This is a genomic window from Pradoshia sp. TA40_28, from assembly GCF_059694525.1.
In genome coordinates this window covers 25,886-50,160 of the sequence record NZ_JCATZO010000002.1, presented here as the reverse complement: position 1 = coordinate 50,160, position 24,275 = coordinate 25,886, and the positions used below count along the sequence as shown (strand labels likewise).

Genomic DNA, 24,275 nt, shown 5'->3' with positions numbered 1-24,275 from the left:
GACATCTTTCGTTAAATGAAAAGGTTTTTTATGTACCATAAGATGATTCTCGGATAAATCATTGTGAAAACAATTGATTAGTTTAGTATAATAAGAATGTATGTGAAAGGGGGCAAAGCATTGAAGAGTAAAAAAACGATATGGGGAAGTATAGGTATATTTTTACTGGTTGTTCTCCTCGGTGGTTGTAATGACATTTCCAGTCCGGAAGAACGATTAAATGAATACATAGAGCTTTGGAACGAACAAAAATTTGAAAAAATGTATTCAGATTATGTGACAGTCTCAGCAAAAGATAAGTTTAAGAAAGAACAATATGTTAATCGGTATGAAAAGGTATATAAGGATTTAGAAATTTCGGATTTATCTGTAAAAGGTACTTTCAAAGATGAGAAAGATTTGAAGGATCAGAAGAGCATAGCGCTTCCGATTCAGGTTAAAATGAATTCGCTTGCAGGTCCAATTGAATTTGAAAAAGAAGTAACCATGAAGCTTGAAACAAAAGATAAGGAAGAAAATTGGTATGTTGATTGGGATACAACATATATTTTCCCAGAACTAAAACCGGATGATAAGATCGGTATTAAACATACCACTGGCAAAAGGGGAGAAATTCTCGATCGCAACGGAAATGGACTTGCTATAAATGGCGTTGCCCAAACTGTAGGAATTGTTCCGGAGAATTTTGATGAATCTAAAAAAGCTGAGTTAACCAATTTATTGAATCTCAGTGATGATTATATTGATAAGCAGCTAAATCAGAGCTGGGTACAACCGAGTTATTTTGTACCAATCAAAACAATACAAAATAACCAAAAAGAACTAATTGAAAAGATAAAAGCCTTTGATGGTGTCAGTTTCCAAGAGAAGGAGATTCGGGAATATCCTTATAAAGACAGTGCAGCTCATTTAACAGGTTATGTCGGAACCATTACTGCAGAAGAGCTGGAGAAAAATAAAGATAAGGGCTATTCGAATGACAGTGTAATTGGCAAAAGGGGGCTGGAGCAATTATTAGAGGATAAACTTCGACCGAAAGATGGGTATACCATTTATATTGATCGTGAAGAAGATCCTGTGGTGATTGCGGAAACAGAAGCTCAGGATGGGGAAAACTTCAGACTGGTAATAGATGCTGAATTGCAAAAGCTGGCCTTTCAAAATATGAAGGGAGCCGCGGGTACCTTTGCAGCGGTTCAACCCAACACGGGTGATGTATTGGCGCTTGTAAGTTCCCCATCATTCAATCCAAATGATTTTGTGCTTGGGATCAGCTCAGAGAAGTATAGTCAGCTGGAAAAGGATAAGAAACAACCGCTGCTGAATCGATTTGCTGCAACCTATTCACCAGGCTCAACGATTAAGCCGATTATCGCAGCAATCGGATTAAGCACTGGTAAGCTAGATCCTAATAAAGAATTGGATATCAAAGGATTGAAATGGTCCAAGGGGAAAGAATGGGGAACTGCTTCGATTACAAGGGTAAGCGATCCAGGACATCCTGTTAATTTGCAGACCGCATTGCAAATATCCGATAATATCTATTTTGCTCAAACTGCCCTATCAATTGGTGAGAAGGATTTAATTAATGGGTTTAAGCAATTAGGGATTGGCGAAGAAAAATTCCCGCTCGAATATCCGATTAGGGCCTCACAATATTCAAATAGCGGTAACTTGGAAAGCAGTAAGCTATTAGCAGATACAGGCTATGGACAAGGAGAAGTATTGATGAGTGCAGTGCATTTGTCCAGCATCTATGGAACGATTGTAAATGATGGGAAATTAATGAAGCCTCGTCTTTATCTTGATACTGAATCAGCTATTTGGCATGATTCTTTTCTAACGAAGGAACAAGCTAAGACATTGCAAACTGATTTGAGAAAAGTTGTTACAAGTGGTACCGGTAAAGCCGCCAATACACCTAAATTAGAATTGGCTGGTAAGACAGGGACAGCTGAACTGAAAAAGACACAGGATGAAAAAGGCATGGAAAACGGACTATTTGTAGCCTATGATCAAAAAAATCCAAAAGCTGTTATGTCTCTATTAATAGAAGATGTGCAAAATAATGGAGGCGGCAAAGAGGTTCAATCTATTGTCCAAAAGACATTCCTAAACTGGAATTCTTCTGAAATTGAATAATTAAAAGGGAATAGTACAAGAATCTGAGAAGAAGCTTCCACCAGAAAGTAGAGTGGAAGCTTTTTTTTTATGTAAGTCTTTTTAAAGTCATTTCGCATTAAATATTGTAGAGAGAGAGGTAAAAGTCACGTATTATGTGGAATAGCTATAGTATAAAACTTCGGAGTAAAAACGGTATACCGGTAATCCTGTTTACTAATTCATTATAGTTTTGTACAAGAAAACGCTAATACAACTGGAATTCTGAGTCTTCTATTATATTCTTTTTCATAGGTGAAGTTTTCACGCACAGGCTGACCTTCTCGTAAATCGGTCACTGAAAATCCAGCACGGATTAGAGCGCTAAAATATTGTTCAACTGTCCGGTGATATTTTACCACTACTTGATCAATCCAAGGTTCTTTTCTTTCTCCATCAAGAAAATAGTCATCTACAATCCAGTTTCCACGTCTATCACCAGTTGCTTTACTTTGAAAAGAAGCTGTAATAATAGGGTGTTGGACACTGAAAACAAACTTACCGCCATCTTCCAAAGACAAATGGACGTTTTGAAAGAGAGTGTGAATATCAGATAGATAATGTATTGCAAATCTTGAGGTCACAATATCAAACTTTGCTTCTGCGAAAGGATAAGACTCCATTGTATGATGATACACGTGTCCATTAACACCTGCTAGATTCTTTTTTGCAACTTCCACCATTTGTTCAGAACCATCAATCCCAGTGTAAGTAGCTGCACCTCGTTCTAATAATTCCTTGCCAAAAGAAGCTTCACCGCAACCTAAGTCCAAAAGGTTATTATTTTGAAAATCGCCTATCAGATCAAAAATAATCGGGGTTTCAATAGCATTATTAGGACTATCTTCTCTAGCTCTTCTTTTCATATATTTTGAAAAAAACTCTTTTTCTTCATAAACACTCGGACCCCTGAATTCCATAAATTCCTCCCTGTATTTTTTGATAATAGTGCACTGCGTACTGTGAGCCACTTTTTAGTAGAATATGCTTTTGTATATAATACCATAAAAAGTAAATTGACTCTCATTTCCTTGAAGGATGAATAAAATAGTTGGAAAAAGAACCAGGAGAGAATAAATTAAAGGATATAGTATGAAAACTAGATGGAAGAAAAATGACTAGTTTACCAGCTTTCCCCCGCGTTTTAAAGATGATAAATAGAAGTCTTAATTACCAATATGGAATAAAATTCATTTAAAAAGAAGTGGAAAGATAGTGACCTCGAAAAGTTAGAGTTGAAATCTATTTTAGGGGGTGTAAAACAGAAGAAAGGAAAGGTAATAGGCCTGTTCTTTCGTAAAATTCATTTCTTTAGAATTGCAGCTTCAGGTTAACTGATTTGCTGTAATAGTTATAGAAAAAGGCATCAGTCAAACACTGATGCCTTTAGTCTGTTTATCTGGAACTCTAATTTTAATTAGTTACATCCATAATCCTGCCTTCAACATTAGGTGATACAGTTTGTTCAGGGAAGGATTGGATGTAATCGGAGAAGATCTCCCAATCAACGAAGCCTGGTTCGCTCACACGGCCATCCGCGTAAATATCTGCGAAGACGGAAAAGCCATCTCCGCCTTTAGCGGTGAAGATGTTCGTGGCAGCGAAGTAGGTTTCTGTATCAGAGAGTGGTGTATATTCTCCATCTTGGAGTATTTCTACTGATTGGACGCGTGCGCCTACTGGTTTAGAGCTGTCATAGGTAAAGTGCATGCCTGCAACCTGCAGGTAACCGCCACTAGCGCTTGGAGCTGCACTAACGCTATGTTCAAGTGCTGTTTTCAATTCAGTTCCGCTAATTTCCATGATTGCAAGTGCGTTACTGAATGGGAGGACTGTCATCACGTCCGCTAATGTGATTGGTCCAGCCTTTAAGGTTGTCCGGATACCGCCGCCATTTTGGAGGGCAATTACTGTATTTGGGTTAATAGCTTTTGCCTTGTCAAGCATCCCATCAGCAATCAAGTTGCCAAGATTTGTTTCGCCAGTTCTTGCAGCAGGATTGCCCCCAATTAGGTCAACGCTTGTTGTGCCGACAACTTGCTTTTTCTTTGCGTCAACAACTGGCTTGTACTTCGCTAGAATTTGAGCTGCTGCCGGGTTTTCGGTAAAGACATAAGAACCATCCGCATTCTTGGCTTCAATGCTTATCAGCTCCCCTTCATAGGCAATGACTTTTCCTTTTTTATCAAAGCTTACATCCAGCTCCCCTAGATATTTGGAATACTCGTTTGCTTGGACGATAATAGTTGGCTCTTTGAATTTATCCACAACGACTGGCTGATCCAGCTGTGAATGTGAATGGCCTCCGACAATGATGTCGATACCTTCGACTTGATTGGCCAGCTCGAGATCATTGTCACCGCCGCCATCATTGTAGCCAATATGGGTAAGGGCAATGATTTTATCAACCCCTTGTTTCTTGAATGCTTTCACAGATGCTTTTGCTGAAGCGATATACTCTTCAAACCTAACATCACCGGGACTTGAAATACTGGTAGTCTCAGCTGTTGTTAAACCGAAAATGCCGACTTTCTCACCATTAATATTCTTGATGATACCGTCATAGATTTTTCCATCATGAGGTTTTCCGGTATATGCGTTATTTTGAAGATTCTTCATGAGGGTATCCTTGCTGAAATTAACATTCGCACTTACAAATGGGAATTTGGCATTTTGTACAAATGGTAGCAAGGTCTCAGTCCCAAGGTCAAATTCATGGTTGCCGAAGGTAAACGCATCGAATTCGGCGAGATTCATCAATTCTAAATCGGCTAGCCCCTTAAATTCATTGAAATAAAGGGTGCCAGAGAACACATCGCCGGCATGGAGAAGAAGATTATTAGTATTTCCATTGCGATGTTGATTGATTGCGGTTAGTTGCCGAGGTGTATTTTCAATGTTGGCGTGCGTATCGTTGACATGAAGGACACGTAATTGATAATCAGGAGCTTTTAATGCTAGTTGCAGCATGGTAATAAATTCAGATAGGCTAACCTTTTGGCTATAGCCAAATTCTGTAGCAGAAATGCTTTCAGCGATGCCATAGAGAACGATAGAACCAATTCTTTCTCGGTGTTTCTTAGGTACATCAGTGAAGACTGTTTCTGTGCTACCTTTTAAATCAAAAGCCTTGGCAATCCAAACTGAAAGTTCGCCGCGAGTTAAAGTCTCGTGACTGCCGAACTTATTCTTGCTTTTGGCTTCAAGGATTCCAGCATGGAATAGCGAGCTTACAGCTTTTTGGGACGATTTTGGCACATCCGTAAAACCTGTCTTTGGTGCTATTTGGTAATCAAGCTTTAATGCACGCGCCATCAGATTTGCCGCATCAATTCGGGTTAAGGATTCCTGTTTCTTAACACTTTGAGACGAAACACCTAGTTCCTGAATAAAATGAGCTTCACTCTGCCGGTTAGCTGCCTTTGCATCCACATTCGGAACAACTAATGTTCCAGCCAGCGTGGCAGCCATTGTGACAACGGCAAATAGACGGAAAAACTTCAATCGTAACTTCATAAATCGCGCCCCTTTTTATTTGATATGACCAAGAGATTGGTCTTATATCTGATTATAAATAGTTTTTGGGGGAATCGACGTAATTTTCAGATAAATGGTTATTTAGAACTATTTATTTAGCAGTCATTTACGTTATTATCCATTATAAGATTCCTTTATGGTTAAGGGATCGACCCTCTATATATCAAGTTAGGCCTAAAACAGATTATACCTAGTGGCGTTAAAGTTATATTGGAGGTGTGATGGTGAGAAAATTCAGTTTATCGTCAATGGGCTTCGTGTTAGTGGGACTGGTATTAATCGGTTTAGCGGGGAGATTAGAGAATCATATTGAAATGACCTTTCTTTTGGGGATTTTTTCTTGTTTGATTGGGATTGTCTTTAGTTTTGTGGCGTTTTTTAAACAAGAAAAAGGAATTTTAAAATTTGTTTCACTTAGTTCATTTTTTATCGCGCTCTTTTTGATTAGCTGGTTTGAACCATTTCATTTCATTCGCGTCTTAATCTGGCTAAAAACTATTGCTTAGCCATCAAAGGGACAATTATAAGAACATGAATGATTTACTTCTTAATTTAATTCTGAAGAATAGGAATAGTGACTATAATGAAATGATGAATAGGAAGGGTGAAGACATGAATAATGAAGGAATTAAGATCTTATTAAGTGAAACATTTGAAGGGCCAAAAGGAAATGGGAGTTGGTTTACTGAATCAAAGCCTGGGAGCGGATTGTTCGGAACTATTGATTCTTTAAGCTTTGAGGAAGCGTCCGTACTAGTGGAAGGTGTGACAATTGCCGCCCATACGGATCATACACGTTACCACTTATGGGCCAATAACCAATCATTAGAGGGTAAGACGGAGAATCTTGATTGGGATGAGAGTTGGAAAATTGGAGTGGTGACAAAAGATGAATGGGAGCAAATAAAGAATGGACTTCATCATGAGTACATGAAGATAACTAAATACATTACTGAGGAGCATAATTTTAATTCTTCAATGACTACTAACCTCTTAGGGGCGTTAGCCCATGCCGCATACCACTTAGGAGCCATTAGGCAGATGGTAAAGATTGTTAAATAACTTAAAATGCTAATAGGAGGGCGGGGGCTAGTCATGAACGCTCGAATTGATTGAATAATCGTCCCTTTTTTCGAAAGTTAGTTGAATAGGCAGTAGGGGTGTTTCCTTTCTATAACCATATATCAATTAGTAAATTAATACCTGAAAAAAGGTATATAAAAGAGGTACTGCATGTCGCAGTACCTCTTTTTAATTGAGAATATGAGAATATAATTGAGAATTTCAATAGTTAAAATGATAAATCTATAAATCTATTAAACTTCTTCAGTTACTGTTAGGCCTAATCCAGCAGCTACTAGTGTTCCGTATTCAGGATCAGCTTTGTAGAAGTGCTGAATTTGACGTTCGATAATTTCAGGTATAGATACCCCTTGCATAGCACCAACAATGTTGTTAACTAAGTTAGCGCGTTCTTCGCTGCTTAACAATCTATATAGGTCACCAGCTTGTGTGTAGAAATCATCTCTATCATAAGCAGTGCTTGCAGCATAACCTTCTACTTCAAAAGTAGCTTGTTGATCTTCAGGAGATTCTTTCGGTCCTCCAAAGCTGTTTGGCTCGTAATATACAGATGAGCCGCCATTAACACTTGGGTTCATTTGTCCGTCACGTTGGTAGTTATTCACTTCTGTTTTAGGACGGTTGACTGGCAAGTGATTATGGTTTGCTCCTACGCGGTAACGGTGAGCATCTGCATAGGCGAATAAACGGCCTTGTAATAATTTATCTGGTGATACATCAATACCAGGAACAAAATTACCAGGAGAGAACGTAGCTTGCTCTACTTCAGCAAAATAGTTTTCTGGGTTTCTATCTAATACCATACGGCCAACTTCGATTAAAGGATAATCTTTTTGAGACCAAACTTTAGTTACATCGAATGGATCGAAACGATACGTATTGGCATCTTCAAGCGGCATGATTTGTACGCATAATTTCCAAGCAGGGTAATCTCCAGCATCAATCGCATTGAATAAATCTTCAATATGGTAGTCTGGGTTTGTACCAGCAAGTTCAGCAGCTAAATCAGTAGCTAGATTTTTAATTCCTTGTTCTGTTTTCCAGTGATATTTAACCCATACGGATTTGCCTTCAGCATTCGTCCATTTGAATGTGTGGCTTCCAAATCCGTGCATATGACGCCAAGTAGCAGGGATCCCGCGGTCAGACATTAGGATGGTAATTTGGTGCAATGCTTCAGGTGAAAGAGACCAGAAATCCCAAACTGCATCAGGGTTTTTCAAATGTGTTTGCGGATTCCTTTTTTGTGTATGTATAAAATCTGGGAATTTAATCGCATCACGGATAAAGAAGACAGGAGTGTTGTTACCAACGATGTCATAGTTGCCTTCTTCGGTATAAATTTTAACTGCGAATCCACGTGGGTCACGCAAAGTATCAGCAGAACCAAGTTCACCTGCTACTGTTGAAAAACGAGTGAACAATGGAGTTTTTTTCCCAACTTCAGATAGGAAAGCAGCTTTAGTATATTCAGTTAGATCATTTGTAACTTCGAAATAACCATGTGCTCCGCCACCTTTTGCATGTACGACACGCTCAGGTACACGTTCTCTGTTAAAGTGAGCTAATTTTTCTAATAAGTGAACATCTTGAATTAAAGTTGGTCCGCGTCTTCCAGCTGTAATGGAATTCTGGTTATCTCCAACAGGAGCTCCCCAACTAGTTGTTAATTTTTTGGACATTAGTTATACCACCCTTTTTCGTAAGATAAACCTATTATAGTTACTTTTTTTCTTTTTATCAATTAAAAACATTTATTTGTTTAAAATTATTATAAATAGCGTTTGTATTTCTGATAGAAAACTAGTTTGAAGATAAAGGTAAATCCCATTGGTGGCATGAGTTTGTTTGATAGTTTGAAAGGTATTCAGGACATTCTCAATAAGGGAATTAAAGTGCGTTTTTTTTATTCTTTCTTTTTGTGGGGATTCAAAAATCCTTCCTCTTTGACCAAAAGGTATTTAGTAAATTAAGCATTGTTTGGATTTTTGATGCTCTCTAATTTTCCAGTTGATACCAAAGGTTGGTTGTATCCATATAAATAATAAGTTTTCAGGAATGGTTTTCCTTTCAAATGAGGGTGATTCCGAGTAAGATGAAATATAACTTATAAAACAAATGGGAAAGGTTTGATATAATGACGGAGGCTGTTCGCACGGTTCCAAGACCGCTGGTTCGTTTGAATCAATGGGTGATTTTTCTTAGTGTTGTCGCTACATGGGTAACAGGAAATGAATGGATCTTAGCCCTCCCTTTAATTGCAGGAATTATGGGTTTATTAATGGGTTTTAATCCAATTATGCAAGCCGGAAAATTGTTTTTACGAAAAAAACCTTCTGAATATATTCCGGAAGAATGGGCCCAGCAACAATTTAATCAATGGATCGCCGTTATTTGCCTTGCTGGCGGTTTAATTAGTTTTCTGCTTGGATGGAATGTGGCAGCCTATCTATTTACAGGTTTAGTCGCGGTTGCATCATTTGTCGCTATACTTGGATTCTGTGTTGGCTGTTTTATCCGTTTTCAGTGGCAGCAATATATGTACAAAAGATCAGCAAACAAAACAATATAAGAGAAGAAAGAGAATCTTAAGAATAAGACAAGATTCTCTTTTTTCTTTTTATATAGAAGAATAGCGCACAACTTGCTCCAATTTTTAAATCAAGGTCACCTTTCTTCAGCATGGGCATAAACTGTAGCATGCAATCCTTGTTGAACTGATAATTAATTTGCACACTAGACATTTATCACGCATAGGATGAAATGAAAATGGTTGAGGAGGGTAACCTTGAATGTCACAATATAGAGAAATTATTACAAAGGCAGTAGTGGCAAAGGGACGGAAGTTTACCAAGGCAAATCATACGGTTTGCCCGGATCATGATCCTACCAGTATACTGGGCTGCTGGATTATTAATCATACGTATGAAGCCAGGAAACAAGGTAAAAAAGTTGAAATCGCAGGGTACTATGATATCAATGTTTGGTATTCATTCTCCAATAATACAAAAACAGAGGTTAGAACAGAAAAGGTGCCTTATAAAGATATTATCAAGTTGAAATATCGGGATCAAAACGTTTACGATGATAATGAAGTTATTGCAAAAGTTGTGCAGCAGCCCAATTGCATTGAATGCCTAATCACTCCAGATGGTGAAAAAATCTCTGTTCATGTCGAACGTGAATTTTTAGTGGAAATTATCGGTGAAACAAAAGTGTGTGTTGCAGTAAGGGAAAATGCATGCAGTGAAGAGGAAAGCTGGGAACTAGATGTAGACGATGATGAATTAGCAGAAATCAATCCTGATTTCCTTGATCACAGCGAATCATCCAGTGAAGAGTCCAGTTCCTATGAATCAGGCAGGAAACAGAGCAAAGGCAGTAGGTCTTAAGCAACTAGAGAGAAAACTCTCTAGTTTTTTTGTTGTTAGAACAGCTTGGCTCCTATGATATAATACTTCTATATATTTGACTGAAAGAAAGGTTTTGGGAAAATGGCAGTAGCAACCTATACACCTATGATTCAACAATACTTGAGCATAAAGGCAGATTATCAAGATGCATTCTTGTTTTTCCGCCTTGGCGATTTTTATGAAATGTTCTTTGACGATGCGATTAAGGCATCAAAAGAACTTGAGATAACATTAACAGCAAAAAACGGCGGAGGAGATCAAAAGATTCCGATGTGTGGAGTCCCGTATCATTCTGCGCAATCCTATATAGAAACATTAGTAGACCGAGGCTTTAAGGTGGCAATCTGTGAACAAACGGAGGACCCAAAAGCAGCAAAAGGGGTTGTTAAACGTGAAGTTGTACAATTGATCACACCGGGGACCGTTATGGAAGGAAAAAGTCTCGCTGAAAAAGAAAATAACTACCTGACTTCTATTTCATATATGAATAACGCTGCATTTGGAGTTGCCCATATCGATTTAACAACAGGTGAAAATCGTGTAACCTATTTCACTGATTTTAAAGATGTGTTAAACGAGGTATCAGTGATTGGATCTAAAGAAGTTGTCGTTCCGTCTGATATCGGGGATGAAAAAGAAGTGTTATTAAAAGAGAGAGGGGTTGTCACTCTCTCTTATGAAATGGATTCCGAACCTAAAGCAGAGTTTAGCCATCTGGTAAAAGATCTTCAGAAAACGGATTTGAAACATACAGTCGCCCGTTTGCTTAATTATATACAACGTACCCAAAAGAGAAATATAGAACATATTCGGCCCGTTGAATTATATGAAACAGAACAGTATTTAAAAATCGATTATTATTCGAAAAGAAATTTAGAGTTGACGGAGACCATCCGTTCTAAAGGAAAAAAAGGCTCTCTTTTATGGCTCCTTGATGAAACAAAGACAGCCATGGGAGGTCGTAGATTAAAGCAGTGGATTGAGCGCCCATTAATTAGTGAATCTGAAATAGAAGCTCGTTTATCCATGGTCGATACATTTATGAATCAATTTTTTGAACGGGAAGAACTTCGCGAGCTTTTACACGAAGTTTACGATTTGGAGCGTTTGACTGGCCGTGTATCTTATGGCAATGTAAATGCCCGGGATTTATTACAGCTCAAGCGTTCGCTGCAGCAAGTGCCGGCTATTATTGATGTAATTGGAAGGCTGCCAAATAATACGGCTAAAGAAATAGCATCCCGTATGGATCCATGTGAAGAAGTGACCGATTTACTTGAGCAGGCTCTGCATGAAAATCCACCGATCTCTATTAAAGAGGGCGGTATTATTCGTGAAGGCTATAATGAGGATTTAGATCGTTATCGCGATGCATCCAAAAACGGAAAAACGTGGATTGCCCAACTGGAACAAAAAGAAAGAGAAAGAACAGGAATACGTTCATTAAAAATTGGATATAATCGTGTGTTTGGCTACTATTTGGAAGTGACAAAAGCAAATCTTCATCTTTTGAATGATGAGCGATATGACCGTAAACAAACACTCGCGAATGCAGAACGCTATATTACTCCGGAGTTAAAGGAAAAAGAAACTATCATTCTTGAGGCAGAAGAGAAAAGTACGGGCCTTGAATATGATTTATTCTGTGAACTGCGTGACCAGATTAAAGATTATATTCCACGGCTGCAAAAATTGGCGATGGAAATCAGTGAATTGGATGTTTTACAATGCTTCTCTACCATCAGTGAGCGATATCACTATGTAAAACCACAATTCTCTCATACACGTCAAATGAGCATTAAAAATGGCAGACACCCAGTCGTGGAAAAAGTATTGAAAGCTATTGAATATGTACCTAACGATTGCTTTTTAGATAAGAAGAAAGAAATATTATTAATCACCGGTCCGAATATGTCTGGTAAGAGTACGTATATGCGCCAGGTTGCACTTACAGCCATAATGGCTCAAATTGGTTGTTTTGTACCTGCTGATGAAGCCATTCTGCCTATTTTTGACCAGGTATTTACGAGAATCGGTGCTGCGGATGATTTGATATCAGGACAAAGTACGTTCATGGTAGAAATGCTTGAAGCTAACCATGCGATTTCAAATGCAACTGAAAATAGTTTGCTTTTATTTGATGAGATTGGTCGAGGTACGTCCACCTATGATGGGATGGCATTGGCACAATCGATTATTGAATATATTCACCATCATATTGGAGCGGCTACATTGTTCTCCACACACTATCATGAATTGACAGCCCTATCTAAACAATTGGACAAGCTGAAAAATGTACACGTTCGTGCAGTTGAACAAAATGGGAATGTGATTTTCCTTCATAAAGTGGTTGATGGCCCTGCTGATCGCAGTTACGGTATTCATGTTGCTAAGCTTGCTGATATGCCTGAGACGGTTATCAAGCGTGCGGAAGAGATTTTAAATGTATTGGAACAAGGGGACAAGAAACCTAAAGCCATCTCTTCCAAAGAAGCTGATCCAAAGACTGAAGGACCGGCGGAGCTGGCACAGTTGTCTTTCTTTACTGAGGTGAAGGAAGAAAAAACAACAACTTCATCCAAACAATCGAAAGAATGGAAGGTAGCGGAAGAGCTAAAATCCTTATCCATATTAGAAATGAATCCTTTAGAAGCTTTAAATACCTTATATGCATTGCAAAAAAAATTAAAGTAGGGGGGAGAAATCAGCATGGGGAAAATTGTACTGTTAGATGATCTATTATCCAATAAAATCGCTGCTGGAGAAGTAGTGGAGAGACCCGCATCTGTTGTAAAAGAGTTAGTAGAAAACTCTATAGATGCTAACAGTACGGTCATTGAGATTTATGTGACAGAAGCCGGTTTGGAATCGATCCGCATTATTGATAATGGTGATGGGATGGAAGACGATGATGCCTTGAATGCTTTTCACAGGCATGCGACCAGTAAGATCAAAGATGAAAATGATTTATTCAGGATTCGTACGCTAGGCTTCCGTGGGGAGGCCCTGCCTTCCATCGCTTCTGTTTCCAAATTTGAACTGAAGACCTCTACAGGAGAGGGGCCAGGGACCCGACTTTTACTAGAGGGTGGAAAAGTCATAACGCACGAGTCTTTTTCGAGCCGTAAAGGGACAGATATGACAGTTAGTGAACTGTTTTTTAATACGCCTGCCCGGCTAAAATATGTAAAAAGTGTTCATACAGAACTTGGAAATATAACGGATGTTGTAAATAGACTAGCTCTGTCTCATCCAAATGTATCCTTTAAGCTTGTTCATAATGACAGAACTTTATTGCAGACGTCAGGGAATGGCAACCCGCTTCAGGTACTTGCCGGGATATACGGAATCCAAACCGCCCAAAAAATGCTGCCATTTGAAGCATCTACACTTGATTTTTCAATAAAAGGCTATGCCGGCCACCCGGAAATGACGAGAGCTTCTCGTAACTATATGACGATACTCGTCAATGGACGTTTCATTAAAAACTATTTAATCGCGAAAGCCATTATGGAAGGATATCACACCTTATTGCCAATTGGACGTTATCCAATAGCTATGCTCAATATTGAAATGGACCCATTATTGGTGGATGTGAATGTACATCCTTCGAAAATGGAGGTCCGCTTCAGTAAAGAGCAAGAATTAATGGAATTAATCAGTGAGACAATCCGGAATACGTTTAAAAAAGAGACCTTAATTCCGATGGGTTCCCCTGTTAAACGTGATGAAAAAGCCAAAATAGAACAAACTCAATTTACATTTACAGAGGAAAGAACGAAGGAGCCTGAACCCCAGAAGCAGGTTCCGCCGATTGTAAAGGCAAATGAAGGGTTTTCGGTGATTTATGAACCACCGGAGACTGAACAACCAAAGCGGGAAGTCGATGCTCCTAGTTCTATAAAGCTATACGAGAATGCTACAGAATCAATCGAAGTACAAGAAGAGACTGAACCAACTATCAGTTCAGAACCGGGTTCCGAAAGTATCGGAACGTTCGTGGATCGAAAAGAAGAAGAATTAAAGCCGGTTCAAGAAAATCAGGACAGACAAGAAAGTCGAATTCCACCTTTATATCCGATTGGACAACTGCATGGCACGTATATTTTAGCCCAAAATGATCAAGGGCTATATATGATTGATCAGCATGCTGCCCAGGAAAGGATTAAGTACGAGTACTTCAAGCATAAAGTGGGAGAAGTCAATAAAGAACTGCAAGAGATGTTGGTTCCGATGACATTGGAATATTCAACAGATGAATTTGTGAAATTGGAAGAGCATAAAGAAGAGTTGGAAGAAGTAGGTGTGTTTTTAGAACCATTTGGATTAAATAGTTATATTGTACGTGCCCATCCAACTTGGTTTCCAAACGGTATGGAAGAAACAATCATTGATGAAATGGTCCACCAAGTATTAACAATGAAAAAGGTGGATATAAAGAAATTACGTGAGGAAGCGGCGATCATGATGAGCTGTAAAGGATCTATAAAAGCCAACCGGCATTTGCGCAATGATGAAATAAGTGCATTGCTGGAAGAATTACGGCATACCAATGATCCATTTACATGCCCTCATGGACGTCCAATTATCGTCCATTATTCCATTTATGAACTGGAAAAAATGTTTAAACGGGTTATGTAATAGAGTAAATAATGAAAATGAAGGGTGGCGGAAAACGAGTTGGTTTTCCGCCACCCTTTTTTGTTGTTGGCGAAGCGGCTGATGGAGCCAAGTGTTATCCGGTGGACTTCGTGACATGGGGATATAATTTGGCTGGGAAGGAGCGGTTATACGAGACGTTAAAATTAAATTTTAAGATATAGAGTAGTTTATATACAAAAATCAAGCTCGGAAAAATGAGTTTGTAAAGCCTTTTATTCAAGTTTTACTAAGTCCTTAATTCGAAGCGAAATCAATCAAATGGCCGAAAAAAAGAGGTGCCAATCAGCCAATATGACTGTTCAGGCACCCCATATTTTACTCTATATCAATCGTTTTTTCTTGCTTAGCCTGCCAAACTTTGAATTTCTCAAGTTCTTCTGTTATTTGTTTAATGGTAAACCCGATGATGGCTGCATCATCAGCGAAACCTAGTCCAGCGATAAAATCGGGTATAAAATCTACAGGTGACACGAAATAAATGATGGCAGCAATAATGGAAAGAATCGTTTTGGTAGGGATTTCTTTATAGTCACCTTTAACCCAGGAACGAAACATTGCAATCAGAGACTGAAGATTATCCCATACTTCTTCTAATGCATTTTTGTTTGTGTTCGATTTAGTTGTCGCTTCATCTAATAACTCATTTGATTTTGTCTTATTGTTGAGATAAGTTTTAGCCATGTCCAAGTATTTTTTATATTTGAGTTTACCTTTATTATTTTGTTCGTCCATATCTAATTCCTCCTAACCTTAACTTGTATACATTTTAAGGTAAATTTTATTAACTAACAAGATTTCTGCGAATTCTAGTAGTAATGTTTATGGTTACCTCTAAACGGAAATTCAGTACCTTACTGTCATTTTCCCTAAAACTGTGTATACTAATCCTATCCTGTAAAAAATAGAGGTGGATGAATAATGAGTAAAAGTCGGGCAAAGAAATATCGGTTAAAATTAGAGCGGGAAGGTAAACGGAATCCGGAAACGCTGCGTGGTGGCCTAAATCTTATAGATTTGAGTACCAGGATGACGAAAACAAAGATGGAACATGTAAATCAAATTAAACATAAAAAGAGATTTCAGCATCTTAAAGAGGATGAGGGAATCTTTTTTAGTATCATCTCTGCTTTAGAATTAAGAAAAGCAGGAGTGACACAACGATATACATGCAACCAAGAAAATTCCTTTTGACCTGAAATTCTCTAATTCCTGTTATCAGAAATAAAAGGAATAAACAGAGAAAAAGCAATTCCATCAAGATCAATACTCTGAATAAAAATATATACCCTATTAAGACTAACGCAAGTAATCCAGTTAACCCCTGTATGAGTCGTATCACAAATCAATCTCCTCAATTATTCTAGATTGCCCGTTTACCATCTATCTCCAATTTAAGTTTACGTCTTCAAAAGTTAGGATATTCTAATAGTAGCACTGTCTCTCTATATTTATATGAGTTTTAAAGGATGCTTTTTTGCCTTTTTAGAATTGTATGGTTGTGTGTGTATTCGAACTATGGTGATAAGGCTACATTTAAAGTGAGGTATAGTTGTCTCCAGTTGTCTGCATGATTTTAAACGTGTTCAATTTCATGAAAAAAGGTAAAGTTATTCTGAGATAATAAAAGAATGAAAAAGAGATGAATAGAGAGTAATTGATCTGTCTATACTTATTAGATGTTAACTTGCTCATGTTAAGATAATACCGATTTATGTTAAGATAAGAAAAAATGAATAGGGCAGTGTGAAGGATAAATGAATAAGCAGAAATTGGTCGTGATTATTGGACCAACAGCAGTAGGAAAGACAAAGCTATCAATCGATTTAGCCAAAAAGTTCGATGGTGAAATTATTAGTGGAGATTCAGCGCAGGTCTTTAAAGGTATGGATATTGGGACGGCCAAAATAACAGCAGATGAAATGGAAGGGATTCCTCATTATTTGATTGATTGTCGCGAACCATCTGAATCATATAATGTTTATGACTTTAAGCATGAAGTAAAACGGTTAATTACTGATATAACGAATAGGGGTAAATTGCCCATATTGGTAGGCGGTACAGGGTTATATATCCAATCCGTTCTCTATGACTATCAGTTTCCTGAAACCACGGCAAACCCAGACATCCGTCATAAACTTGAAGAACGAATTGAGAAGGAAGGTTCTGACGCTGTATATCAAACACTTGTTGAAATCGACCCTATAGCTGCGGAAAAGATACATCCTAATAATACAAAACGGGTGATTCGTGCTTTAGAAGTATTTTATGATTCAGGCAAGCGTTTTAGTGATCAGGAACAATCTACAGAGAGAACGTTATTATATGATGTTGCCCTGATTGGATTAACAATGGACCGTGACCTTCTATACAATCGGATAAATAAACGCGTTGATACCATGATGCAGCTGGGCCTTGAAGAGGAAGTCAAAAATCTGTATGCAAAAGGGTTAAAAGATTCGCAATCGATGCAGGCAATAGGTTACAAAGAGTTTGCAGGTCTATTTGAGGGAACTGAGACACGAGAAAATGTCATATCAGCTATTCAACGAAACTCACGCAGATTTGCAAAAAGACAATTTACCTGGTTTCGAAATAAGATGGATGTGCATTGGTTTGATGTAACCGATCTGGCTAACTTTGATAAAATTTCTGAAGAAATATCAATTGAAGTGGCAGGAATGCTCGATTTAAAAGCGAATAGATAAACATAGAGAGAAAAGAGGAGGCCAAAATGATGAAGCAAGGAATTAATATTCAAGATCAAATATTAAATCAATTACGCAAGGAAAATGTTTATGTAACGATTTTTTTACTTAATGGTTTTCAGTTACGCGGACTGATAAAAGGGTTTGACAATTTTACAGTCTTAATTGAAACAGAGGGCAAACATCAATTGGTATATAAACATGCGATATCAACTTTTGCTCCTCAAAAAAATGTACAAGTTGACCTTGAAGGTTAAGGATAAGTACGGCAGACTCCCCAAAAAAGGGAGTCTGTTTTTTATTTACTGATATTTTTTCATTCTGTAATAGGGGAAGCAGGAATATAATTAAAAAGAGGAAATACAATTATTTTCCGGGCAATCGCAGTATATGACAAGCAAGGATGTCTTCGTAGAAATAATACGATTTAATTTGTAGTTTCAGGAGGGCTCTTGTCTCTTTTGCCTTCACTTTGTCGAATGTGTTTGATAAAAAGGGGGAAGATGGCTTCATTTAAAGAGGTGATAGAGTGGAGCGACAGCCAATGCGGGTAAGAAATAATGGGCAGATTAACATTGTGTTGAAGAATGAGCAAACAAATGTTCAAGAAAAGCCACTTTCAAATGTTTCTCCACTACCCAGGGAAATACCTTCTCATCATATAGCTCTTAAAGAAATAGAGGCTGAACTAAATAGTCTTGTAGGCATGGAGGAAATGAAAAGAGTTATAAAGGAAATTTACGCTTGGATATATGTAAATAAACAACGAGAAGTAGCCGGACTTAAGGCAGAAAAACAGGCGCTGCATATGATGTTTAAAGGCAACCCGGGTACAGGGAAAACGACAGTTGCTCGTTTAATTGGAGAACTGTTTGTAAAGATGAATGTCTTGAGTAAAGGACATTTGATTGAAGCGGAGCGTGCTGATCTTGTGGGAGAATACATTGGTCATACGGCACAAAAGACACGCGATTTGATTAAAAAAGCAATTGGCGGTATTTTGTTTGTGGATGAAGCCTATTCGCTTGGGCGGGGTGGAGAAAAAGATTTTGGCAAGGAAGCGATTGATACATTAGTGAAACATATGGAGGATCGGCAACACGATTTCATTCTTATTCTTGCAGGATATTCACGGGAAATGGAGTATTTTTTAACATTGAATCCCGGATTACATTCCCGCTTTCCGATTGTGATTGATTTCCCGGATTATTCGGTTGATCAGTTAATGGATATTAGTAAGAAGATGCTGAAAGCACGGCAATATGTATATAGTGCAGATGCGGAAAGAAAACTTCGAGATCACCTGCATTATATAACGAATGTTATAAACTTAAAGTCATTTTCAAATGGCAGATACGTAAGGAATGTGATTGAAAAGTCAATCAGGGCTCAAGCGATGCGTCTTTTAATGGCGGATCAATATGAGAGAAGAGATTTAATGACCATCAGAAGTGATGATTTGGTCTTTGATACGTTTGAGTAAGTATGAATATAATCAATTAGGGTGCCTTATAAGTTGTACACCAGCTTATAGGGCACTCTGTTTTTTGAAGAATAATAGGGATTGTGTTTATGGGAAGAACGAATTTTGTTCTAAATTCTATCAGACTACGGTCAAGACGGTTCGTTCAGAACAAGGGATGAAATTGGTTGTATGTTAGACTAGAAGATATTAGTAGTTTTGGCTATCTTTATTATGGTAATCTGATGAAACAAAGAAATGCTTTATTTAAAAAAAGGTTTGATAAGAAAAAACGTTGCTGTTTCATCGATTGGTACAATTATTTTTACGTAAAATCATTTAGGGGACAGGTATTGAGATAACCTATATTTAATCAGTAGCTGATCCTGAGAAATTGAATGGAGGAAATAGAATGAAAAAATTAGTAGCCATGTTTATTTTACCTATGACTATTTTTATAACGGGTTGTTCGGCAGTAGAGGATGTGTCAAATTCTTTAGATTATGTTACGGAAGCGAAGGAATACATGGATGAGGTTAATCAGTTCGCAAAAGAATTACCAACTGTAGCAGAAGAAGCTATTACCGATTTAAACTCGAAAGTTCAATTAGAAGAATTATTAACAGACATGCAAAATGAAATAGAAGAATTCAATATACTTGAAGCGCCAGCTATGTTAGAGGATATCCATAATCAAGTGGTAGAGCATAATGAGGAACTGGCAAGCAAGATTGAGTTATATATGGAAAAGATTGAGTCAGGTACATTAAGCTCAGAATTACTTTCGGAAATTGGTTTACTAGAGGAAATAGCTGTTTATGACGATCTGTTAAGCCAAATCAATAAATTAAGTGAATAAATGGCTATCTATTCGTTTATGTAGGATTAGATATAGTAACATGGGTGACAATGATGTGTGAATATGGGACGATAGTAATCTATAAAAAAGGAACTCTAAGCAAATGATAGAGTTCTCTTTCTTTTGTAAAATTTTCACGGGTTTTAAAGAAAAAAGTAGATATGTATGTTGTATGAATCTAATTACTATCCGTCTATTCAGTATTTTTCTGTACAACGGGTAATTGCCACTGATAAAGATAGGATAGCATTCTTAAAAATGTAATCATTGCAAACAAAAGGTATAATTCAAGGTTGGTTGTCATCACGCCTAGACCGATTAAGAGCCCTGCAATCCCTGCCCAGATGGCATAAATTTCAGATCTTAGTAATATCGGCTTCCTGCCTGCGAGCACATCGCGAACAATTCCGCCACCGCTACCTGTGAGAATCGCGGCGAAAATGACCGCAATCAGTGGTAAAGACAGTTCAGTTGCCAATAAAGCACCCTGAACAGCGAAAGCACTGAGACCAATCGCATCAAAAAAATTCCCCCACCGGTTCCAATGCTTCAAAAGAGAATGTTGAAATAAACAAACGACACTTATGGAAATGAAAGCAATAAAAAATAAGTTATTTTGATCCCAAATATTGATAATTGGTATGCCGAGAAGAAGATTACGAATGGCTCCACCTCCAAAGGCTGTTACAAAGCCCAGTAAATAAAGGCCAAATAAGTCATATTCCTCTTCCATAGCCACTAATGCACCGCTAATCGCAAAAGCGATGGTTCCAATAATACTTAAAACATCCCATGTCATACTTTTTTAACATTCTCCTAACATAAAATTTAAATAATGCTTTAAAATCCAGCTAATTTATCATATCATTTGAATACAATGTTTGGAACGGTCCATTTTTTTGGTATGATAAGAAGAATAGCGAAGTATGAAGGAAGTGACATCATAATGGAAGATACATATGAAAGAGCCATATTGGTTGGCTGTCAACGCGAAAATATTGACGATAACAGATTTGAATCCTCTATGGAGGAGCTTAAATCTTTAACGGAAACGGCTGGAGGGCAGGCACTTGTACGAATCTCTCAAAAAAGAGTTAAGCCTCATCCAGCAACCTATATTGGAAAAGGGAAAGTAGAGGAGCTCGTTGCATTAGTTGAAGAGCTTGAACCGGATGTCGTCATCTTTAATGATGAATTGTCTCCAAGTCAAATACGAAATTTGGGCAAGGAACTGGGGACGAGAATTGTTGACCGTACCCAGCTTATATTGGATATCTTTGCTCAACGTGCGCGTTCTCGTGAAGGGCAAATGCAGGTAGAGTTGGCGCAATTACAATATATGCTGCCAAGATTAGCAGGACAAGGTACTGAATTATCAAGACTCGGTGGTGGAATCGGTACGAGGGGACCTGGGGAAACAAAATTGGAATCCGATCGACGCCATATTCGCCGTAGGCTAGATGAGATAAAAAGGCAATTGGACTCAGTTGTTAAGCACCGTGAGCGTTACAGAGCCCGCAGAAAAAGAAATAACCGTTTCCAGATTGCGCTCGCAGGTTATACGAATGCCGGAAAGTCGACGTTATTTAACCGTTTGGCTGAAGCTGACTCTTATGAAGAAAATCAGCTGTTTGCAACCCTTGATCCGATGACAAGAGAATGTCTCCTGCCATCAGGATACAAAGTTCTTATCAGTGATACCGTTGGTTTCATCCAAGATTTACCAACGTCATTAGTTGCGGCTTTCAGGTCAACGCTTGAAGAAGTGACGGAATCTGATGCTATATTACATGTGGTGGATTCTTCTCATCCTGATGCCTATAATCATGAGAAGACGGTTCAAAAAATTATAAAAGATTTGGAAGCAGAGGATATACCTCAATTAATTGTTTATAACAAAAAAGATGCTGCCCATCCAGAATTTGTGCCGACATCCAAGGAAAAATCCATTCACATATCTGCACGTCAGGATGAAGGGATTCAACAGCTTCTACAGGAAATGGAAAAGCTGGTTGAAAGCTTTATGGAACCATATTCCGTTAAGATTCCTGCAAGTGAAGGGAAGCTCATAGCCCGCTTAAAGGATGAGACAATTGTTAAATCAAATGAGTTCCATGAAAGCAATGAAACCTATCATTTAAAGGGATTGGCATTAGCAGACCATGCAATCATGGGAATTATTAAAAATTATGAGTAGGAGTAGAAGTACAACATGTTTGAACAATTAAAGAACGGTGAGAGAATAAAAGAGACTGTTCAGGAAACTGAGAAAATGGTTTCTGAAAGATTTTTAGAAATAGATGAAAATGTAGATTTTAATACTGCGAAGGTATTAAAAGCCTTCCAGGAAAATCAAGTGAGTGATGCTCACTTTAACCCATCAACAGGATATGGGTATGATGATATGGGAAGGGACACATTGGAAAAGGTGTTTGCCCATGTTTTTGGTGCAGAAGCAGCTCTAGTCCGTCCGCAAATCATATCAGGAACACACGCTATTTCTACTTCTTTATTTGGTGTGTTACGGCCTGGTGATGAGCTTTTATATATTACGGGGAAGCCATATGACACGCTTGAAGAAATTGTTGGTATTCGTGGAAGTGGCATAGGTTCATTAAAGGAATACCAAATTTCCTATCAATCTGTTGCTTTAAAGGAAGATGGCTATGTAGATTTTGAAGAAGTAGGAAAAGCTATCAAGCCAAATACAAAAGTAATCGGGATTCAGCGCTCAAAAGGCTATGATAATCGACCATCGTTTACGATATCTGAAATCCAAGAAATGATCCAATATGTAAAAGCGATCAAACAAGATGTGATTGTTTTTGTGGATAACTGCTATGGAGAATTTGTTGAGAAAATGGAACCTACTCAAGTTGGAGCAGATTTAATGGCAGGTTCCTTAATCAAAAATCCTGGTGGAGGTTTGGCGAAAACAGGTGGATATATTGCCGGCAGAGCTGATTTAGTCGAGCGCTGTGCGTATCGTTTAACGACACCGGGAATTGGAGCAGAAGCTGGTGCTTCGTTGTATAGCTTATTGGAGATGTACCAGGGATTCTTTTTGGCCCCGCATGTTGTTGGGCAATCCTTAAAAGGGGCAATCTTTACAGCAGCAATGCTTGAGAAATGGGGATTCAATCCTTCACCTACCTGGAATGAACCGAGAACAGACTTGATTCAATCAGTCCAGTTCCATGACAGAGAAAAAATGGTTCTGTTCTGTCAGCAAATTCAGTTCGCTTCACCAGTCAACTCCCATGTGACTCCATATCCTGCATATATGCCTGGATATGAGGATGATGTAATCATGGCAGCTGGGACCTTTATACAGGGTGCAAGCATTGAATTAACGGCTGATGGTCCGTTAAGACCGCCGTATACTGCCTTTGTACAGGGTGGACTAACTTACTCTCATGTTAAAATAGCCATCTGCAAAGCCATCGATCAGATGATTGAAAAAGGTTTAATATAGAATTCTGAAATGACTCCCTTGTTTTTTAATGAGGGAGTTTTTTATTTATGAAAAATCGGTAATTTGAATAGTAGCAAATGATTTCTCGCGAATGGATCATAAAAATGTCGTTATACAATATAGTGTTATTTTCTTGTTCGATAAAATGATGGATGTTATTCATATACAAATTTCCTTTCAAAAAATCTTCTGCCCACTCAGAGTTGGTAAACTTACCTATTTTTTATTATTCTCTATATCTTCTATATCATTTATTCTCACATAAATTCCTTCGTCACAATATATGAATATTTTCCTATATAAAGGGATTTTATTCCAAATGTCGAATTTGTTAAATGAGGAGGTGAATCGTAACGAAGGGGTTTTCGATAAACGATTGATAAATATGCATTTTCGCTATATTACAAGGGGGGGTTCAAATGGTTGAATGGGTTCAGCAGGCAGATGGAATTTGGCAGTATATTGCGTTATTTTTACTATCAATATTACCGTTTCTAGATGTGTTTTATATTATTCCAGTAGGTGTCGCATTGGGGATGTCACCTATAGCTGTTGGGGTTATTTCTTTTTTAGGAAATTTTATTATGGTTATAGTATTTGCTATGTTCTTTAGACAAATTGCCGAATGGCGTAACAAACGCAGAGCAAAGAAAGGAAAAACGGGACCGACAAAAAGGGAAACGAGAGCCAAACATATTTGGGAAAAATACGGTCTTCCAGTTTTCGTTTTACTGTCGCCTTCCATACTTGGGACAGATATAGCTGCTTTAATGGCTCTTGTGCTTGGTTCTTCTAAAATCAGAGTAGTTACTTTAATGGGGGTTAGTTTGGTCATTTGGTCGGTTGTAATGACATTGGGATCTGTGTATGTGTATGAATTGCGATACATAATTTAGATTGAGATATATACATAGTTAGA

The 24,275-nt window shown here is 38.0% G+C and carries 21 protein-coding genes and 1 pseudogene; 16 read left to right on the top strand and 6 right to left on the bottom strand.

Features of this window, described 5'->3' with window-relative positions; all coding sequences use genetic code 11:
• The first annotated feature begins 120 nt into the window (after positions 1 to 120).
• Positions 121 to 2,142, top strand: coding sequence for a penicillin-binding transpeptidase domain-containing protein (locus AC58NB_RS02295; protein ID WP_497425198.1), 2,022 nt, complete (start codon positions 121 to 123; stop codon positions 2,140 to 2,142).
• Between the two features lie 203 nt (positions 2,143 to 2,345).
• Here the strand turns inward: AC58NB_RS02295 and AC58NB_RS02290 are convergent, their stop codons facing one another.
• Both AC58NB_RS02290 and AC58NB_RS02285 read right to left on the bottom strand, forming a co-directional pair.
• Complete coding sequence (locus AC58NB_RS02290; protein ID WP_497425197.1) at positions 2,346 to 3,080, bottom strand: class I SAM-dependent methyltransferase; 735 nt, start codon at positions 3,078 to 3,080, stop codon at positions 2,346 to 2,348.
• Positions 3,081 to 3,573: 493 nt separating this feature from the next.
• Positions 3,574 to 5,676: a bifunctional metallophosphatase/5'-nucleotidase gene (locus tag AC58NB_RS02285; protein ID WP_497425196.1), complete on the bottom strand. Its 2,103-nt coding sequence runs from the start codon at positions 5,674 to 5,676 to the stop codon at positions 3,574 to 3,576.
• Positions 5,677 to 5,921: 245 nt separating this feature from the next.
• Between AC58NB_RS02285 and AC58NB_RS02280 the strand changes: the two genes are divergently transcribed.
• Positions 5,922 to 6,203: a hypothetical protein gene (locus tag AC58NB_RS02280; protein ID WP_497425195.1), complete on the top strand. Its 282-nt coding sequence runs from the start codon at positions 5,922 to 5,924 to the stop codon at positions 6,201 to 6,203.
• A gap of 25 nt (positions 6,204 to 6,228) precedes the next feature.
• A complete protein-coding gene (locus AC58NB_RS02275; protein ID WP_497425194.1) occupies positions 6,229 to 6,759 on the top strand; it encodes a hypothetical protein in 531 nt (176 codons plus the stop codon).
• A 254-nt stretch (positions 6,760 to 7,013) separates the two neighbouring features.
• Here AC58NB_RS02275 and katA read toward each other — a convergent pair whose 3' ends face one another.
• On the bottom strand, positions 7,014 to 8,462 hold the full coding sequence (katA, locus tag AC58NB_RS02270; RefSeq protein ID WP_497425193.1) for a catalase KatA: 1,449 nt from the start codon (positions 8,460 to 8,462) through the stop codon (positions 7,014 to 7,016).
• Between the two features lie 455 nt (positions 8,463 to 8,917).
• Here katA and AC58NB_RS02265 point away from each other — a divergent pair, with 455 nt between their 5' ends.
• From AC58NB_RS02265 to AC58NB_RS02245, 5 genes are all read left to right on the top strand, one after another.
• Complete coding sequence (locus AC58NB_RS02265) at positions 8,918 to 9,352, top strand: DUF4395 domain-containing protein (protein WP_497425192.1); 435 nt, start codon at positions 8,918 to 8,920, stop codon at positions 9,350 to 9,352.
• A gap of 220 nt (positions 9,353 to 9,572) precedes the next feature.
• Positions 9,573 to 10,172: an outer spore coat protein CotE gene (locus tag AC58NB_RS02260; RefSeq protein WP_497425191.1), complete on the top strand. Its 600-nt coding sequence runs from the start codon at positions 9,573 to 9,575 to the stop codon at positions 10,170 to 10,172.
• 102 nt (positions 10,173 to 10,274) lie between these two features.
• Positions 10,275 to 12,887 carry a DNA mismatch repair protein MutS gene (gene mutS / locus AC58NB_RS02255; RefSeq protein ID WP_497425190.1) on the top strand — a complete coding sequence of 871 codons (2,613 nt, stop codon included), beginning with the start codon at positions 10,275 to 10,277 and terminating at the stop codon, positions 12,885 to 12,887.
• Between the two features lie 15 nt (positions 12,888 to 12,902).
• On the top strand, positions 12,903 to 14,834 hold the full coding sequence (gene mutL, locus AC58NB_RS02250; protein ID WP_497425189.1) for a DNA mismatch repair endonuclease MutL: 1,932 nt from the start codon (positions 12,903 to 12,905) through the stop codon (positions 14,832 to 14,834).
• Positions 14,835 to 14,845: 11 nt separating this feature from the next.
• Positions 14,846 to 15,016 carry a hypothetical protein gene (locus tag AC58NB_RS02245; RefSeq protein ID WP_497425188.1) on the top strand — a complete coding sequence of 57 codons (171 nt, stop codon included), beginning with the start codon at positions 14,846 to 14,848 and terminating at the stop codon, positions 15,014 to 15,016.
• Between the two features lie 154 nt (positions 15,017 to 15,170).
• On the opposite strand, the gene AC58NB_RS02240 is transcribed toward AC58NB_RS02245, so the two are convergent.
• Positions 15,171 to 15,587: a YkvA family protein gene (locus AC58NB_RS02240; RefSeq protein WP_497425187.1), complete on the bottom strand. Its 417-nt coding sequence runs from the start codon at positions 15,585 to 15,587 to the stop codon at positions 15,171 to 15,173.
• Between the two features lie 186 nt (positions 15,588 to 15,773).
• On the opposite strand from AC58NB_RS02240, the pseudogene brfA reads away from it, so the two are divergent.
• Positions 15,774 to 15,968: pseudogene (brfA, locus tag AC58NB_RS02235) on the top strand (ribosome rescue factor BrfA); the annotation flags it as partial.
• A 4-nt stretch (positions 15,969 to 15,972) separates the two neighbouring features.
• On the opposite strand, the gene AC58NB_RS02230 reads toward brfA, so the two are convergent.
• Positions 15,973 to 16,110, bottom strand: coding sequence for a DUF3953 domain-containing protein (locus AC58NB_RS02230; protein WP_497425539.1), 138 nt, complete (start codon positions 16,108 to 16,110; stop codon positions 15,973 to 15,975).
• Between the two features lie 499 nt (positions 16,111 to 16,609).
• Between AC58NB_RS02230 and miaA the strand changes: the two genes are divergently transcribed.
• The 4 genes from miaA to AC58NB_RS02210 all read left to right on the top strand — a co-directional run bounded on the left by miaA (position 16,610) and on the right by AC58NB_RS02210 (position 19,881).
• Complete coding sequence (miaA, locus tag AC58NB_RS02225; RefSeq protein ID WP_497425186.1) at positions 16,610 to 17,560, top strand: tRNA (adenosine(37)-N6)-dimethylallyltransferase MiaA; 951 nt, start codon at positions 16,610 to 16,612, stop codon at positions 17,558 to 17,560.
• Between the two features lie 29 nt (positions 17,561 to 17,589).
• The gene (gene hfq / locus AC58NB_RS02220) at positions 17,590 to 17,817 is read left to right on the top strand and encodes an RNA chaperone Hfq (protein WP_066104248.1); all 228 of its coding nucleotides are present in this window, start codon (positions 17,590 to 17,592) and stop codon (positions 17,815 to 17,817) included.
• 287 nt (positions 17,818 to 18,104) lie between these two features.
• Positions 18,105 to 19,043 carry a stage V sporulation protein K gene (spoVK, locus tag AC58NB_RS02215; RefSeq protein WP_497425538.1) on the top strand — a complete coding sequence of 313 codons (939 nt, stop codon included), beginning with the start codon at positions 18,105 to 18,107 and terminating at the stop codon, positions 19,041 to 19,043.
• Positions 19,044 to 19,434: 391 nt separating this feature from the next.
• Positions 19,435 to 19,881 carry a DUF6376 family protein gene (locus tag AC58NB_RS02210; RefSeq protein ID WP_497425185.1) on the top strand — a complete coding sequence of 149 codons (447 nt, stop codon included), beginning with the start codon at positions 19,435 to 19,437 and terminating at the stop codon, positions 19,879 to 19,881.
• A gap of 193 nt (positions 19,882 to 20,074) precedes the next feature.
• Here AC58NB_RS02210 and AC58NB_RS02205 read toward each other — a convergent pair whose 3' ends face one another.
• On the bottom strand, positions 20,075 to 20,680 hold the full coding sequence (locus tag AC58NB_RS02205) for a trimeric intracellular cation channel family protein (RefSeq protein ID WP_497425184.1): 606 nt from the start codon (positions 20,678 to 20,680) through the stop codon (positions 20,075 to 20,077).
• A gap of 105 nt (positions 20,681 to 20,785) precedes the next feature.
• Between AC58NB_RS02205 and hflX the strand changes: the two genes are divergently transcribed.
• The 3 genes from hflX (at position 20,786) to AC58NB_RS02190 (ending at position 24,252) form a co-directional block, all read left to right on the top strand.
• Positions 20,786 to 22,078, top strand: coding sequence for a GTPase HflX (hflX, locus tag AC58NB_RS02200; RefSeq protein WP_497425183.1), 1,293 nt, complete (start codon positions 20,786 to 20,788; stop codon positions 22,076 to 22,078).
• 15 nt (positions 22,079 to 22,093) lie between these two features.
• Entirely contained in the window at positions 22,094 to 23,356 is a 1,263-nt protein-coding gene (locus tag AC58NB_RS02195) for a methionine gamma-lyase family protein (RefSeq protein WP_497425182.1), read from the top strand.
• Between the two features lie 419 nt (positions 23,357 to 23,775).
• Positions 23,776 to 24,252 (top strand): small multi-drug export protein, encoded by a 477-nt coding sequence (locus AC58NB_RS02190; protein ID WP_497425181.1) that lies wholly within the window; start codon positions 23,776 to 23,778, stop codon positions 24,250 to 24,252.
• Positions 24,253 to 24,275: the final 23 nt, after the last annotated feature.